This window comes from Polaribacter sp. P097 (assembly GCF_036864555.1).
Classification (GTDB): Bacteria; Bacteroidota; Bacteroidia; order Flavobacteriales; family Flavobacteriaceae; genus Polaribacter.
Genome location: NZ_JAZETJ010000001.1, coordinates 680,555 through 697,436, shown reverse-complemented (window position 1 = coordinate 697,436; position 16,882 = coordinate 680,555). Strand labels below are relative to the sequence as shown.

Annotated in this window: 13 protein-coding genes and 1 tRNA gene; 9 read left to right on the top strand and 5 right to left on the bottom strand. The window is 31.0% G+C overall.

Features of this window, described 5'->3' with window-relative positions; genetic code table 11:
* Window positions 1-111: 111 nt before the first annotated feature.
* Window positions 112-183, top strand: a tRNA-Gln gene (locus tag V7R38_RS03290).
* A gap of 49 nt (window positions 184-232) precedes the next feature.
* Here V7R38_RS03290 and V7R38_RS03285 read toward each other — a convergent pair.
* Window positions 233-1,258, bottom strand: a complete 1,026-nt coding sequence (locus tag V7R38_RS03285; RefSeq protein WP_334056037.1) for a LacI family DNA-binding transcriptional regulator — start codon at window positions 1,256-1,258, stop codon at window positions 233-235.
* A gap of 141 nt (window positions 1,259-1,399) precedes the next feature.
* On the opposite strand from V7R38_RS03285, the gene V7R38_RS03280 reads away from it, so the two are divergent.
* The 8 genes from V7R38_RS03280 to pdeM all read left to right on the top strand — a co-directional run bounded on the left by V7R38_RS03280 (window position 1,400) and on the right by pdeM (window position 10,034).
* Complete coding sequence (locus V7R38_RS03280; RefSeq protein WP_015481768.1) at window positions 1,400-2,446, top strand: sugar kinase; 1,047 nt, start codon at window positions 1,400-1,402, stop codon at window positions 2,444-2,446.
* Between the two features lie 12 nt (window positions 2,447-2,458).
* Window positions 2,459-3,127, top strand: coding sequence for a bifunctional 4-hydroxy-2-oxoglutarate aldolase/2-dehydro-3-deoxy-phosphogluconate aldolase (locus V7R38_RS03275; RefSeq protein WP_334056036.1), 669 nt, complete (start codon window positions 2,459-2,461; stop codon window positions 3,125-3,127).
* A gap of 81 nt (window positions 3,128-3,208) precedes the next feature.
* Complete coding sequence (locus V7R38_RS03270; RefSeq protein ID WP_334056035.1) at window positions 3,209-3,730, top strand: DUF421 domain-containing protein; 522 nt, start codon at window positions 3,209-3,211, stop codon at window positions 3,728-3,730.
* A gap of 98 nt (window positions 3,731-3,828) precedes the next feature.
* Window positions 3,829-4,227 carry a VOC family protein gene (locus V7R38_RS03265; RefSeq protein WP_015481771.1) on the top strand — a complete coding sequence of 133 codons (399 nt, stop codon included), beginning with the start codon at window positions 3,829-3,831 and terminating at the stop codon, window positions 4,225-4,227.
* Between the two features lie 70 nt (window positions 4,228-4,297).
* Window positions 4,298-5,317, top strand: a complete 1,020-nt coding sequence (locus tag V7R38_RS03260; protein ID WP_334056034.1) for a ligase-associated DNA damage response exonuclease — start codon at window positions 4,298-4,300, stop codon at window positions 5,315-5,317.
* A 2-nt stretch (window positions 5,318-5,319) separates the two neighbouring features.
* Window positions 5,320-6,906 (top strand): ATP-dependent DNA ligase, encoded by a 1,587-nt coding sequence (locus tag V7R38_RS03255; protein ID WP_334056033.1) that lies wholly within the window; start codon window positions 5,320-5,322, stop codon window positions 6,904-6,906.
* 24 nt (window positions 6,907-6,930) lie between these two features.
* A complete protein-coding gene (locus V7R38_RS03250; RefSeq protein WP_334056032.1) occupies window positions 6,931-9,375 on the top strand; it encodes a ligase-associated DNA damage response DEXH box helicase in 2,445 nt (814 codons plus the stop codon).
* Window positions 9,372-10,034 carry a ligase-associated DNA damage response endonuclease PdeM gene (gene pdeM, locus V7R38_RS03245; RefSeq protein WP_334056031.1) on the top strand — a complete coding sequence of 221 codons (663 nt, stop codon included), beginning with the start codon at window positions 9,372-9,374 and terminating at the stop codon, window positions 10,032-10,034. Before V7R38_RS03250 ends, pdeM begins: the two co-directional genes overlap by 4 nt.
* A 214-nt stretch (window positions 10,035-10,248) precedes the next feature.
* On the opposite strand, the gene thrC is transcribed toward pdeM, so the two are convergent.
* The 4 genes from thrC to V7R38_RS03225 all read right to left on the bottom strand — a co-directional run bounded on the left by thrC (window position 10,249) and on the right by V7R38_RS03225 (window position 16,783).
* Window positions 10,249-11,532 carry a threonine synthase gene (gene thrC, locus V7R38_RS03240; RefSeq protein ID WP_334056030.1) on the bottom strand — a complete coding sequence of 428 codons (1,284 nt, stop codon included), beginning with the start codon at window positions 11,530-11,532 and terminating at the stop codon, window positions 10,249-10,251.
* 1 nt (window position 11,533) lies between these two features.
* Window positions 11,534-12,463: a homoserine kinase gene (locus tag V7R38_RS03235; RefSeq protein WP_334056029.1), complete on the bottom strand. Its 930-nt coding sequence runs from the start codon at window positions 12,461-12,463 to the stop codon at window positions 11,534-11,536.
* Between the two features lie 3 nt (window positions 12,464-12,466).
* The gene (gene thrA, locus V7R38_RS03230) at window positions 12,467-14,905 is read right to left on the bottom strand and encodes a bifunctional aspartate kinase/homoserine dehydrogenase I (protein ID WP_334056028.1); all 2,439 of its coding nucleotides are present in this window, start codon (window positions 14,903-14,905) and stop codon (window positions 12,467-12,469) included.
* Window positions 14,906-15,220: 315 nt separating this feature from the next.
* A complete protein-coding gene (locus V7R38_RS03225) occupies window positions 15,221-16,783 on the bottom strand; it encodes a hypothetical protein (protein ID WP_015481780.1) in 1,563 nt (520 codons plus the stop codon).
* Window positions 16,784-16,882: the final 99 nt, after the last annotated feature.

Here is a 16,882-nt window from a genome sequence, read left to right as displayed (position 1 = left end):
GCCATTTTCTAAATGACTAATTCCTCATAAAAGTTTGTTAAAAGTAAAATTTTTAAAAAAATGTTTGTGAATTTAAAACTTTACTTTAAATTTGCACCCTCAATAAAGCATTGGCCTATGGTGTAATTGGTAACACACCGGTTTTTGGTACCGTCATTCAAGGTTCGAGTCCTTGTAGGCCAACAAAAGCAACTAATTTTCGAAAGAAGTTTAGTTGCTTTTTTTATGGACTTTATTTTCTTTTCGAAGATTCTCTAACAATCAACTCTGCTTCTAAAATATTCTTCTTTAAGGTTTGTTTAATTTCCTGCTGACCTTCGTATTCTAAAAATGTTCTAGCAGCTATTCTTCCAATTTCGTAACTATGTTGATTAACACTTGTAATTTTAGGGCTAACAATATCTGTGAAAGGTTCGTTACCAAAACCTACCAATGCAATTTCATTTGGTATTGAAATGTTTTGTTCTTTTAAAAGCTCTAAAACACCCAAAGCAGCATAATCTCCAGCAACATAAACAGCATCTGGTCTGTCTTTCAGATTAAGTAAATCTTGCATTTTTGCTCTACCATCTTCTTTGGTTAAACTACTTTCAATTAAAAGTTCTTTATCGAGAGGTAATTTGTGTTTTTTTAATGCGTCTGTATATCCTCGAATTCTGTTATTATAAATTCGTGTTCTTTTAAAACCACCAATATGTGCAATTCTTTTACAACCTTGTTCTACTAAATGATCTACAATAATATGGCTACTGTTATAATCATCAATACCAATATAATCAACATTCAAATCATTTTCACCTCTATCAAAAGTGATTAACGGAATTCCTGCAGCTTTAATTTTTTCATAATGATCTAAATTTACAGTCTCATTTGCCATAGATGCAATAATACCATCTACTTGGGTAAAAAGAAGTGCATCAATGTTTGCACACTCTTTTTTATAAGATTCGTTAGATTGCGTTATAATAATGTTATACCCTTCTTTATTTAGGCCTTCTTCTATATTATGAATAACAGAGGAAAAGAAGTTACTGTTTGTTTTTGGCACAATAACACCAATAAGTTTACTTTTTCCACTTCGTAAAGCACTGGCTAAATGGTTAGGCTGATAGTTTAAATTTTCGGCAACTTGTCTTACTGCTTTCTTTGTTTTTTCACTAATTCTACTATCATTATGCAGCGCTTTTGAAACAGCTGCTGTAGAAATGTTTAAGACATTTGCAATATCTTTTATGGTAGTTTTGTTTTTTTTAGCCAAATTTATATATATTTGCTTAATCGTTTAAACAAAAGTACGGTTTGAAAGATTAGAATCAAAACAAATTGTAAAATATAGGTTTTGATTTTATTTTAATACAATGGTTAAACGTTTAACCAAATTAATTTTTTATAATATTTCATGGGAAAAGTAGTAACATTTGGAGAAATCATGTTAAGATTAGCTCCACAAGGATTTTTAAGATTTTCACAAGCAAATAACTTTGATGTAGTTTATGGTGGAGGAGAATCTAACGTAGCAGTTTCATTAGCAAATTATGGCGTAGATGTAGATTTTGTAACACGTTTACCAAAGAATGACATTGGTGAATGTGCAATGATGGAGATGAGAAAACGCGGAGTTGGCGTTGATAAAATTGTTTATGGTGGAGATCGTTTAGGAATTTATTTTTTAGAAACAGGAGCTGTATCTAGAGGTTCTAAAGTAGTTTATGATAGAGCACATTCTGCAATTTCAGAAATTGAATCTGGAATGATTGATTGGGATAGTGTTTTTGAAGGTGTAGAATGGTTTCATTGGACAGGTATTACACCTGCAATTTCTCAAGGAGCAGCAGACGTTTGTTTAGAAGCTGTTAAAGCAGCTAGCGCAAAAGGAGTTACTATTTCTACAGATTTAAATTATAGAGCAAAATTATGGACCTATTGTGATGATGCTCATAGAGAAAAAATAATGACAGAAATTACTTCTTACTGTGATATTATTTTAGGTAATGAAGAAGATGCAGAAAAACATTTTGGTATTCATCCTGAAGGTTTAGATGTACATAAACATGGTCATGATGTTAAAGCAGAGGCTTTTTTATCTGTTTGTAAGCAAATGATGGAGAAATTTCCAAGAGCTAAAAAAGTAATTACAACTTTAAGAGGTTCTATTTCTGCTTCTCACAATACTTGGGCTGGTGTTTTGTATGATGGTTCTAAAATGTACGAAACTCGCCAATATCAAATTACAGATATTGTAGATAGAGTTGGTGGAGGAGATTCTTTCATGGGAGGTTTAATTTACGGATTATTAAAATACCCAGAAGATGATCAAAATGCATTAGATTTTGCAGTTGCAGCCTCATGTTTAAAACATACAATTAAAGGAGATGCTAACTTAGTAACTGTATCTGAAGTAGAAAAATTAATGGGAGGTGATGCTTCTGGAAGAGTAGCAAGATAAAACCAATAAATTATGGCACAATATTCAAGATTAGAAGTAGCACAAGTAATGAAAGATACAGGTTTGGTGCCTTTATTTTTTAACAGTGATATAGAAACAAGTAAAAAAGTTTTAAAAGCGTGTTATGATGGTGGAGCAAGATTATTAGAATTTACAGCACGTGGTGATTTTGCTTTAGAAGTTTTTACAGCACTTACCAAATATGCAATTGCAGAATTACCAGGTATGATTATGGGAGTTGGTTCTGTAACAGATGCAGCTGCAGCTTCACTATACATGCAAAATGGTGCTAACTTTATTGTAACTCCAGTTTTAAGAGAAGATATTGCTTTGGTTTGTAATAGACGTAAAGTATTATGGTCTCCAGGTTGTGGTTCTTTAACAGAAATTGCAAGAGCAGAAGAATTAGGATGTGAAATCGTAAAATTATTTCCAGGTGGAATTTACGGTCCAGACTTCGTAAAAGCAATTAAAGGCCCTTGTCAATGGACAAGTATTATGCCAACAGGTGGTGTATCTCCAACCAGAGAAAATTTAGAAGGATGGTTCAATGCAGGTGCTACTTGTGTTGGAATGGGATCAAAATTAATAGCAAAAGATGCTAATGGTAATTTTGATTTAGATAAAATTGAAAGTATGACAAAGCAAGCCTTAGATATTATTAAAGATTTAAGGAGCTAGTCAGTTATTTGATTATTTAAAACGCGAAAAACTCCAACTGAAAGGTTGGAGTTTTTTATTTTTGAAAAAAAAAGGAATCTTATGAAAGAGTGGATCTACACAAATAGTATGAATCTAAAATTTATTTTAATCTCTACAATTGCTGTTTATATCGGTATTATTGTATTAACGAGAATGTTTGGAAAACGCAGTTTTTCTAAAATGTCTAGTTTCGATTTTGCATGTACCATAGCAATTGGTAGTGTTATTGCATCAACACTGTTAAGCAAATCTGTGCCTTTGTTCGATGGCTTGTTTGGGTTAACATGTATCTTCTTACTCCAAGCAATAACTGCATTTTTAAGAAGGTTCGATTTCTTTTGTAAAACAGTAGACAATTCACCTTTACTTCTTATGGATAAAGATAAAATACTTTGGGATAATCTAAAAAAGGCCAAAGTTACAGAAAGTGATTTACAAGGTAAGTTAAGAGAAGCAAACGTAATTAGAATATCAGAAATTAAAGCAGTTGTTTTTGAATCTACAGGAGATATTTCTGTGCTACATTCAAGTGGAGACGAAGAAATTGAAGATTGGTTGTTAGAGGGTGTTTCTAGAAATTAATATCAATAGAGTTATCAATAATTGCAAAGCAGCAAATTTATTTTTCAATCAGTAATTAATTTTGTGAAAACAAGTATTAACAATAAAAAATTTGAAAAATGAAGGTACAAGCTTATTTAGCGTTTGATGGTAATTGTCAGGAAGCATTAAATTTTTATGGAGACTTATTTAATGCAGATATAAAGAACAAAGAAACCTATGAAGATAAAAAGATTGATGTTCCATTAAACTACAGAAAAAAATTGCAACATGCAGAGTTAAAAGGTAAAGGCATTCACTTAATGGCTTATGATGCAGCTCCAGATACACCATTAAACAACGGAAATACAATTAGCATTAGCGTAGATTTAACTGATAAAGATGAAGCAGAAGATGTATTTAATAACTTATCAGCAGAAGGAATAACACATCATAATTTTAGAGAAAGAGAATGGGGTTATTTTGGAAGATGTACAGACAAATACGGAATTAGTTGGATGGTAAATTGCAACTGTTAAAATTAATTAATAATAAAAATGGATTGTAGGGAACTGCAATCCATTTTTTATCTTTACTAAAATCTACAGTTTGAATTTTATAAAGTTTACAAAAAAAGGTATTTATTGCATTCCAGGTAAGTTCTATTTAGATCCATGGTATCCTGTAGACTATGCTATAATTTCACACGGTCATGCAGATCATGCAAGATGGGGTAACAAACACTATTTATGTCATAATGATTCTAAAGCAATTTTAAAACACAGAATTGGGCAAGATATCTCCATAGAAAGTATGGGGTATAACGAACCTAAAACTATTAACGGAGTAAAAGTTTCTTTTTATCCTGCAGGTCATATTATTGGTTCTGCACAAATTCGTTTAGAATATAAAGGTTATGTAATTGTATTTTCTGGTGATTATAAAACCCAACCAGACTTTCTTACAGTACCTTTCGAGCCTGTAAAATGTAATGAGTTCATTACAGAAAGTACTTTTGGTTTGCCTATTTATAAATGGAAAAGTGAATTAGAATTGCAAAACGAACTTCAAAATTGGGTGTTACAAAATCAGCAAAATAATAGAACAAGCGTTTTTATTGGTTACAGTTTAGGTAAAGCTCAAAGAATTATGAAGTTGGTAGAAGGTGTAGATGATATTTTTGTGCATTCTGCCATTAATAATTTAAACAATGCCATTTCTAATTCAGGCATTAATATTCCAGATACTACCCTAATAACATCAGATTTCAATAAAAAAGAGATTCAAAACAAAATTGTAATTCTACCACCAGCTTTATTAGGTTCTAAAATGTTAAAACGTATTCCAAACGCAGCTACTGCTATTTGTTCAGGATGGATGCATATTCGTGGAAACAGAAGATGGAAAGGAGTAGATGCAGGTTTTGCAGTAAGTGATCATGCAGATTGGGATGGTTTGCTAGAAGCTGTAAAAGCTACAGAAGCAGAAAAAGTCTATGTAACTCATGGCTCTCAAGCTGTTTTTTCTAAATATTTGAACGAAATAGGTATTGAAGCACATGAGTTGAAAACAGAATATGGAGAAGATGAATTAGCAAAACAAGACACTTTAAAAACCGAAACTGTTTAGCTATGAAAGACTTTTCTAACCTTATAAGTGCTATTGAAATCACCAATAAAACGAATGCTAAAATTGAAGCACTAGTCAATTATTTTAAAGTAGCTCCAGATAAAGATAAGTTGTGGTTAATCGCTTTATTTACAGGTAAAAGACCAAGCAGACCTGTAAAATCGAACTTAATGAAAGAGTGGTGCATGCAAGTTACTCAATTACCTGAATGGCTTTTTTTAGAAAGTTATTCTTCTGTAGGAGATTTAGGCGAAACTTTAGCCTTGTTATTGCCAAATCCAGAAAATGAAATTGAAAAACCATTACATGTTTGGATTGATGAACTCATCAACCTAAAATCAAAAACAGATGATGAGAAAAGAGAATATGTTTTAAATTCTTGGAATGGCTTAAAAGCCCAAGAACGTTTAATTTTTAATAAATTGATTGGTGGAAGTTTTCGAATTGGCGTTTCTAAAAAAACACTAGTAAATGCCTTGGCAAAATTATCGGATATAGATGCAAATCAATTAATGCACAGTATAATTGGTAATTGGACACCAAACACCATTTCTTTTGATGAATTATTGAGTGGTGAACATATTAATTATGACAATTCAAAACCCTATCCTTTCTGCTTGGCTTATGCTTTAGAAAAAGATTTAGAAGATTTGGGTAGTGAAAATGAATGGCAGGTTGAGTATAAATGGGATGGTATTCGTGGTCAAATCATAAAAAGAGAAGATGAAGTTTTTATTTGGTCTAGAGGAGAGGAATTGGTTACACAACAGTTTCCAGAAATTGTAGAAGCAGTTTCGCAATTACCAGGAAGTTTTGTTATAGATGGAGAAATTTTAGCCATAAAAGACAGTGCAGTATTGTTATTTAACGATTTGCAAAAACGGTTAAACCGTAAAAATGTTACTAGAAAGTTACTAGAAGAAGTGCCAGTTGGTTTGTATGTTTATGATATTCTTGAGATAAATCATATTGATTTAAGGCAAGAATCAATGGCGCAAAGAAGAGATAAATTAGAAGAGCTATTTACACAAAATACAAGTGATATATTAAAACTATCAGAAGTAATTCAATTTAAAAAATGGAATGAATTAGATGATTTAAGAAATGCTGCAAGAAGTTTCAATAGCGAAGGTTTAATGCTAAAAAAGAAATCTTCTAAATATCATGTAGGTCGTAAAAAAGGTGAATGGTGGAAATGGAAAGTAGATCCTTTAACCATAGATGCAGTTATGATTTATGCGCAAAAAGGAAGTGGAAGAAGAAGTTCGAAATACACAGATTACACCTTTGCAGTTCAAAACGAAGAGAAATTAGTTACAGTAGCCAAAGCATATTCTGGTTTAACAGATAAAGAAATTACAGAAATTTCTAGATGGGTAAATAAAAATGCAATTGAAAAATTTGGACCAGTAAGAACTGTAAAACCAGAATTAGTTTTCGAAATTGCTTTTGAAGGTATTGCCTATAGCAAACGTCACAAAAGTGGAGTTGCATTGCGTTTTCCAAGAATGAAACGTTGGCGAAAAGACAAAACTGTAAAAGATATTGACTCCATAGAAAGTGTAAAAGCATTAATTGAAGCCAATTAAAAATCAACTACTAAAAACTATTTTTTGAGCAACTTTAAACAAACCCAAGGTTATCAAATCATTCAAAACTGGATGCAAGAAAAAGGTCATGAACCTTTTAGTTTTCAGTCGCAAACTTGGGAACGTTATCATAACAATTTTAGTGGAATGGTGGTAGCTCCAACTGGATTTGGAAAAACATTTTCGGTTTTTCTAGCAGTTGTTATCGATTATTTAAATCATCCAGGGAAATATAAAAAAGGATTAAAATTAATTTGGATTAGTCCCTTAAGGTCTTTGGCCAAAGATTTGGCAAAAGCAATGAATGATGCTGTAGAAGAAATAGGTTTAGATTGGGCAGTAGAAGTTAGAAATGGAGACACAGCTACTAAAGATAGAAGACGTCAAGAACGTTTAATGCCAGACGTTTTATTGACAACTCCAGAAACCCTACACTTATTATTTTCTCAAAAGAAAAACTCAAGATGGTTTAAAAATGTTACTTGTATTGCTGTAGATGAATGGCATGAATTGTTGGGTTCTAAACGTGGTGTTTTAACAGAAATAGCAATAGCAAGAATTCGAAATTTATCACCCAAGTTAAGAGTTTGGGGAATTTCTGCAACCATAGGCAACTTAGAAGAGGCAAAAGACGTTTTAATTCCTTATGATGTAAAAACTACCATGATTCGTGCTAAAGAAAAGAAGAGAATTAAGATTACTTCTTTGTTGCCAGATCAAGTAGAAGAATTGTCTTGGGCAGGTCATTTGGGTAAACAAATGAGCTCAAAAATAATTCCGATTATCTATGAAAATACCACTACTTTAATATTTACTAATACAAGAAATCAAAGTGAACTTTGGTATCAAATAATTATTGATGAAGAGCCAGATTTAATTGGTCAAATTGCCATACATCATGGTTCTATAGATAAAGTGCAGCGTAATTGGATTGAAGAAGCAATATCTCAAGGATTGTTAAAAGCTGTAGTTTGTACGTCTTCATTAGATTTAGGGGTAGATTTTAAACCAGTAGATTGTGTAATTCAAATTGGTTCAGCAAAAGGAATTGCACGTTTTATGCAAAGAGCTGGTAGAAGTGGGCACTCTCCCTTTGAAACTTCTAAAATGTATGCAGTTCCTACACATTCATTACAATTAATAGAAGTTGCTGCAGTAAAAGAAGCTGTAAAGCAAAATGAAATTGAAGCAAGACAACCTTACGTATTAACCTATGATATTTTAGTGCAATTTTTGGTAACGCTTGCAGTTGGTGAAGGTTTTAAACCAGAGGAGACTTATGCGTTTATCAAACAAATTCATGCCTTTCATTACTTAACAAAAGAAGAATTTGATTGGTGTATTCATTTTATTACTCAAGGTGGAAATACCTTAAATAGTTATGAGGAGTTTCATAAAGTAGTGCTTGAAGATGATGGCTTTTACAGAGTAAAAAGTAGAAGAATTGCCATGAATCATAGAATGAATATTGGGGTAATTGTGGGTGAAGTGATGCTTTTTGTAAAATTCTTTTCTGGGGGATATATAGGTATGGTTGAAGAGTATTTTATTTCTAAATTAAATAAAGGTGATGCTTTTGTTTTAGGAGGAAAAGTTGTAGAAATACAACAAATAAAAGACATGACAGTTTTGGTAAAAAGGAGTAAAAAGAAAAAAGCAATAACACCAAGTTGGATGGGAGGAAGACTGCCTTTAACATCTGGCTTAACTCATTTTTTACGATTAAAACTAAGTGATGCTTTAACACCAAATAACAGAGAAAGAGAACTTAAGTTTCTCTATCCTTTATTAAAAAGACAAGAAACGAATTCGCACATTCCAAGACATGATGAATTTTTAATAGAAATGATAGAAACCAAAGAAGGTTTTCATCTTTTTGTATACCCTTTTGAGGGTAGATTGGTGCATGAAATTATGGCTTCTTTAATTGCATACAGAATTAGTCAAATTAAGAAATTAACGTTTACTATTGCCATGAATGATTATGGTTTTGAGTTGTTAAGTGATCAAGAAATTCCGTTAACTGAAGAAAATATGAATGCTATATTTTCTAAAGAAAATTTAATTAAAGATGTTACAGCAAGCATTAATGCAAGTGAAATGGCTTCACGTAAATTTAGAGATATTGCAGTAGTTGCTGGTTTAGTAATACAAACACAGCCAGGTAAACGCAAAACAAATAAAAGTTTACAATCATCATCTGGTTTAATATTTAGAGTGTTGAATGATTATGAACCTTCTAATCTTTTACTGAAACAAGCCTATAATGAAGTGTTTGATTATGAGCTAGAAAAAGTACGTTTACAAGCTGCTTTTCAACGTATTTCTAAGAGTAAAATTATTTTGAAAAAAGCCAGTAATTTTACACCTTTGAGCTTTCCTTTAAAAGTAGATAGTTTAAGAGGTACAATGAGTAACGAAGACTTAAGCAAACGTATAGAGCGTATACAAAAGCAGGCTTTAAAATGATGCAAAACATTTCTATTATTTCTAAAACTATTCCTTGTAATGATGAAGTTTTAGAACTTACCAATCAACGTGTAATTTACTGGAAGGCTAAAAAAAGTTTAATTCTGAGTGATTTGCATATTGGTAAATCTGCTCACTTTCAAAAGAGTGGAATTCCTATTCCTAAGAATGTTTTAACTACAGATTTAGAAAGATTAAAACAACTCATTTTGCATTTTAAAGCAGAGAATTTAATTATAGTTGGCGATTTATTTCATGCAGAATACAATTCAGATTTAGATGAGTTTAAAACTTGGCTTACCCAATTTTCTAATTTATCTATTCAATTAATAAAAGGAAATCATGATCGGTTTTCTAACTCGATTTACGAACAATTTAAAATCGAAGTTTTCAAGAAGGATTTGGTGTTAAATTGCTTAAAATTTGTGCATGATTTTGTAATACCTTCTACAGATTATTTTACAATTTCTGGGCACACACATCCAGGGGTTTTTATAAAAGGAAAAGGTAAGCAACGCATAAAATTACCTTGTTTTCAGGTAACAAATAACCAACTAATTTTACCTGCATTTAGTTTGTTTACAGGTTTAAATACTAGAAGTGCGCCCAAAAACTGTAAGAATTATTGTTTTACCAATGATGGTATTTTCGAAATATAAGAGCTATGAAAATTTTTGATTTTTTTAACCAAGAGCCAATTCTTCTCAGAATTATTTATGCTATAACTTTTGTATTGTTTTGGTATTACAGCTATTGCTTTTTTACAGACACTCCATTAGTTTACAAATACATTCCAATGATTATGAACTGCGGAATTCTTCTTTTGATTTTTAGAAAGATGAATTACAATTCAAAACAAAGAAAATAGGGTGTTTATTTCATTAAATAAGAATTTAAATCTTCGTAAGTACTAATTTTCAAAGCTACTTTTTCTTTATCAATTACCTTCTTAATTTGATCTGGTATTGCAACTCTAACAGGTAAGGTACTTTCTACAACATCTAAAAATTTAACAGGATGTGCAGTTTCTAAAAAGATACCAATTTCGTTTTCTTGTAAACCATATTTCTCTAGACCTAAATAACCAACAGCTCCATGAGGATCTGAAACATAGCCAGAAATGTCATAAATATCTTGCATTTTTTCTCGAGTTTCATCATCAGAAAAAGAATAAGAAGAAAATGAATTTTTTAATTGTTGTAAATCGTTATCAAACAACTCTCTAATTCTAATAAAGTTACTAGGATTACCAACATCCATAGCATTAGAAATGGTTGCTTTAGATGGTTTAGGCTTATACTCACCACTTTTTAAATAATTAGGCACAGTATCGTTTACATTGGTAGATGCAACAAAATGTTTCACTGGCAAACCTAACTTTTGAGCCATAATTCCTGCGCAAATATTACCAAAATTTCCACTTGGTACAGAAAAAACTAGGTCTTTCTTTTTTTGATGTAGTGCTTTATAAGCAAAGAAAAAGTAGAACATTTGTGGTAACCATCTTGCAATATTTATTGAATTTGCTGAGGTTAATTTCCTTTCAATTTCGTCATCCAAGAACGCAGTTTTTACCATTTCTTGGCAATCGTCAAAGACGCCATCAACTTCTAAAGCTGTAATATTTTTACCTAAAGTTGTAAGTTGCTTTTCTTGAATATCACTCACTTTTCCTGAAGGATATAAGATTACCACATTTACACCTTTTGCGCCTAGAAAGCCATTAGCTACTGCACCTCCAGTATCACCAGAAGTAGCCACTAAAACAGTAACTTCTTCATCATTGTCCTTATTGAAATATTCTAAACATTGAGCCATAAATTTAGCGCCAACATCCTTAAAGGCCATTGTTGGGCCATGAAAAAGTTCTAGTGATGAAATTTGCTCTGTAATTTTTTCGATAGGAAAATCGAAAGTAAGTGTGTTCTTTATAATCTCTTTTAAAACAGGCTCAGGAATATCATTACCTACAAATTGTTTAATTACTTCAAAGGCAATTTCATGATTTGTGTAATCTGAAATATTTTGAATAAATGCAGCATCTAAAGGTGTTATTTCTTCTGGAAAATAGATTCCTCTATCTTTCGCTAAACCTTCTATTACAGCTTTCTTAAAACTTGTTTTGGGTGATTTATGGTGTAAACTATAATATTGCATGTTAATTTGATTCTAAGATTTTAATTCCTTGGTTGTTAATTTTTGAGGTAAATAAAGTGAATTCAATACCTGTGTTTTTGTAGCTTTCATTAGTTGCTGAGTGAACATCATTTGCACTTTTATCACCTTTACATAGCGCAAAAATGGTTGGCCCTGAGCCAGAAATTCCAGCTCCTAAAGCACCAGATTTTAAAGCTGCATTTTTAACATTATCAAAATAAGGAATGAGTTTTTTACGATAAGGCTCTACAATAATATCTACAAGAGAATTGCTAATTAAATTATAATCATTAGCATATAAGCCACTAATTAATCCACCAACATTTGCCCATTGAGTAATAGCATCTTTTAAATCAATTTGTTTGGGTAAAACCTCTCTTGCATCTTTTGTTTTGACTTCTACTTGAGGATGAATGGCGACTAATCTTAATTCTTTGGGTACAGGTAGTTTCACAATTTCTAAAGGGTCATAACTTCTAATTAGTACAAAACCTCCATAAATGGCAGCAGCAACATTATCTGCAATTTGTGAACCACAAGCCACTTCTTCTCCAAACATGGCAAATTTTACCAATTCTAATTCTGAGTAAATATTTCCTAATAATTGATTTGCTCCAAAAGCTGCACCTGCTGCACTTGCTGCAGAACTGCCTAAGCCACTTCCAGGAGAATAACCTTTTGATATGGTTAGTTCTACTCCAAAATCGGCTTTAGCCTCAATCAACATTTTTTGAACTACTGCACTTGCTGCATTTTCATCTACATTATAAGATAAGTTTGCTCCAGTAATATTGGTAATTTTTACACCTTTGCTTGCTGTTTTTGTAAACGTCATTTCATCTCCAACTGTATCAACAGCAAAACCAAGAGAGTCGAAACCGCAAGAAACATTTGCTACAGTAGCAGGAGAAAATACTTTTAAATAGTTCATTTTTTATTGATTTGCAATTCGTATTATATCTGCAAAAATACCAGAAGCTGTTACATCTGCACCTGCACCTGCACCTTTTATGATTAAAGGATTTTCTGGATATCTGTCTGTGAAAAATAATACAATATTATCACTTCCTTCTAAATTATAAAAAGGATGATCTGCAGGAATTTCTTGTAGTCCCACATTTGCTTGTCCATTTGCAAATTCAGCCACATATTTTAAACGTGAATTTTTTTCTTGTGCTTTATTATAAATCTGTTGAAAATGATTTTCATTCTTTATTAAAGTAGCATAGAAATCATCATTATTTGTAGTTTTTAAACTTTCTTCAGGTAAAAAGGCGTTGTTTTTAATTTCTTCTAATTCCAGTTGATAACCACTTTCACGTGCTAAAATCAAAATTTTTCTGGCAACATCAATTCCACTTAAATCTATTTTAGGATCTGGTTCTGTATAGCCTTCTTTTTGAGCTTGCAGAACTATATCATGAAAAGTTGTTTCTGTATTAAAATTATTGAAAACAAAGTTTAAACTGCCAGATAAAACTGCTTGTATTTTATGAATGCGATCTCCTGAATTTACCAAGTTTTTTAAAGTGTCAATAACAGGTAAACCTGCACCAACATTGGTTTCAAATAAAAACGAAGCATTGTATTTTTTAGAAAGGTTTTTTAAATTTTTATAATTACTAAATTCAGAAGCACAGGCAATTTTATTACAAGTTACCACAGAAATACTATCTTTTAAATAGTTGGCATAAACTTCAGATACGCTTTTGTTAGCTGTATTATCTATAAAAACGCTATTCCTTAAATTTAGCTTTTTTACTTGCTCGTGAAAAGCGCTTAATGAAGTTTCTTCACCATTTGCCAATAATTCTTTCCAGTTTTTTAGGTTTATTCCAGATTTATCAAAAAACATTTTTCTTGAGTTAGAAATACCAATTACTCTAATATTTAGTTTAAGATTCTCCTTTAAAAATTTCTTCTGTTGGTGTATTTGTGCTAAAAAGCGCTCACCAACATTTCCAACTCCTGTTACAAATAGGTTGAGTTGTTTGGTGCGTTCTTCAAAAAATTGTTCATGCAAAGCATTCAATGCTTTCTTAGCATCAAAACTATTAATTACTGCAGAAATGTTTTTTTCTGATGAACCTTGGGCAATAGCTCTCACATTTACATTGTTTCTACCCAAAGTACTAAACATTTGTCCACTTAAACCCTGGTAATTTTTCATGCTTTCTCCAACAACAGCTATAATTGCCAAATCGTTTTCAACACTAATAGGTTTAATTTTCTTACGATCTATTTCGATGCTAAAAGTTGCATCTAAAACCTCTTTAGCTTTTACAGCATCAGCTTCATAAATACCTACACATATTGAGTGCTCTGAAGATGCCTGAGTAATGAAAACTACATTTATTTGTGCTAAAGATAAAGCTTCGAATAAACGTTTTGAAAAACCAGGAATACCAATCATTCCTCCACCTTCTAAAGTAATTAAGCTAATTTCATCAATATGCGAAATTCCTTTTACATCACTTTTACTTTGTGGATTTTTACAAATTAAAGTACCCTCATTCTCTGGTGAAAATGTGTTTTTGATTTTTATGGGGATGTCTTTTCTTAAAGCAGGTTGTATTGTTGGTGGATACAAAACTTTTGCTCCAAAATGAGAAAGTTCCATAGCTTCTTCGTAAGAAATTTCTGGAATAGGATGTGCTTGTTTTACTACACTTGGGTTTGCTGTGAACATTCCTGAAACGTCTGTCCAAATTTGTAGTTCAGAGGCATTTAAAGCTGCTGCATAAATAGCAGCAGAAAAATCAGAACCTCCTCTACCTAAAGTAGTTATTTCGTTTTCTAGATTAGAAGAAATAAAACCACCTAAAACCGTTATTTGATGCTGATTGTTTTTAAAATAGCTAGCTATTAATGCATCTGTTTTCTCAAAATTAACCTGTGCATTTAAATAAATATCATTGGTAATAATTAATTCTCTGCTGTCTTTATGAGCTGCATTTAAATTTTCTTTTGCTGCATTTGCAATGATGTAAGAAGATAACCTTTCTCCAAAACTAGAAACTTTAGCCAAGGTTTTGTCAGACAGTTCTTGTAGAAGAAAAATACCTTCGTAAATGGCATTTAATTTGGTAAAAAGTATTTCTACATTTTCTAGAACTTCATCAGTATTAGTTTTAACCAAGTCATTAATTACTGTAAAATGCAATGTTTTAATTTCTGTTAAAATTTGTTTAGCATGCTCCGCATTTTGCAATGCTTTGGTTGCACCTGCCAATAGTTTGTTTGTGGTTTTGCCAAATGCAGAAACTACAACTGCTATTTTATCTTCTTTAGATGTATTTGCAATAATGCTTAATACTTGTTTTATGTTTTCTGAGTTTGCGACTGATGAGCCTCCAAATTTTAATACTTTCATCTTGTAATTTTAAGTATTCAATAAATAATATGTTTTGATTGAATTGCTTTTGCAATGCTTGATAACCTGATATAATATGAATAGAAATAAACCCTTAAAGGGTTGTTGTAGTAGTTGTAGAGCGAATTAAACCACCAAAAGTAGTTGCTACTGTAGCAGTAGTTTGTAGTAATTGATTATGTATTTTAGATAAAATCACACCACAAAAATAGAAGTATTATTTATTCAAGGGTAATGGATTGTCAATTATTTTCTAAAATTGACCAATAAATGAATACTTGATAAAATATGATTGTCAATAAAATGAAAATAGCATTATTTGTGGGTGAAATTTGCTTTTTCTTTAATAACTGAAGAAATGGATTTATTTTGAATTTTACTTTCTAACCAAGAAAGGATGTCTAGGTATAAAAAGGCTCTTTTCTCATAGGGATGATCTTCATAGACCTTTAATTTTGCATGAATTTTTTTAAACTCATTTTTAATTTCATGAGGAAAAACATCACTTAAGTCTCTTATAGATGTCAAGAATACTTTTTGAACTTCCTGCAGATTTTCCATTTTTAATAGAAATTTATAGGTATCTACAAACTGCCTTTCTAAATCGTAATCTAAACCACATTCATAATGCGCAATTAAGTTTAGAACTCTTGCAAAACACTGCAAATCTTCAGCAGAACTTAAGTTTTTAGACTTGATTATTTTTTGCAAATAAGCAATACATAATTCATTTTTGCCCATACCAAAGTACAAACAAGCAATTTTGTAGTATAGCATTACAATATAATGGCTGTCTAATCTATTTTGATATTCTTCTAATTTTTTGTTGATGATATCAACCAAATATTCACCTTCAGAAAAAGTGGCTTCTAAAAAGTGTAAGTGTAATTTATTGGCATATAAATATTGAAAAATCAATAAATCTGTATTCATGTTAGAAGGGATTACCTTCTTATCTACATCATCTTCAAATGCTTTAAGTTCGCTTTTAAAAGTTGAAGCTTTTTTTACAAAAAAAGACGCTTCTAATAAGTAGTTAATTCCTTTTAAATAAAATACAGGATGCTGAGTTATATACTTTTTATCTGCTTTGAATAACGAAACCCATTGGCTTGCATACTTGTAACTATGTAAAAAATCTTGAGTTAGAAAACTAAACCACAAATGACTTTTATACAACCATAACTTTTCTCTAAAACCAAAAGTTTCAAAATTGTATTTAGGTAATTTGCTGTAAAAATATTGATTAATAAATTCTAGTTCCTCGTTATTTTTTACATAGCCATTTTGTAATAGATGACTGTATAATTGTAGTGATAAATTAGATAGTTTACTAGCAATAACATTTTGCTGACTTAAGGTTTTTGCTTGCACAGAAAGTTGATCTGCTCTATTGCTTAAACTTCGGGTAATATATTGTGTTTCAATGACCTTCTCAAGTTCTACTATTTCGTAGGCAATGTTTTTTTCTTCATTGTCTAAGGCCAAGTTTTTTGCTTTATCTAATAATTTTAAACTCTGTTTGTATAATCCTTTTTGATATAAGACAGTAGCAAAGTCTAATTGTTCTCTAATTTGAATTCTAATATTCTTATGAGCAGGATTTAAACGCAAACTAATTAAAATCTGTTTGTATAAATGTGCTTTTAGATTTGATAATTGTTGTTTAGAAACAATGCCACTATTAATAATTTCTTTCTCATCGTAAGCTTTTAGTTTTTCTAAAAACTTAAAAAGCGAGAAAAATTTGGCATCAACATTTCCACCTAATCTACCTACATACAAGTTAAATTGTCTCTTCTCAGATTTGGTTAAAGACTTAATTAAAACGAAAAGAGCATCATTTTGTTGGCTGACTGATGTAAGCTTTTTAATCATAAAAATTTGATTATTAAATACTTATGTTTTTATATAGGATATTAGAAATCGTACAAAGTGGTAAAAGTAACTATTTATTTTAATCTCATTAAATACTTT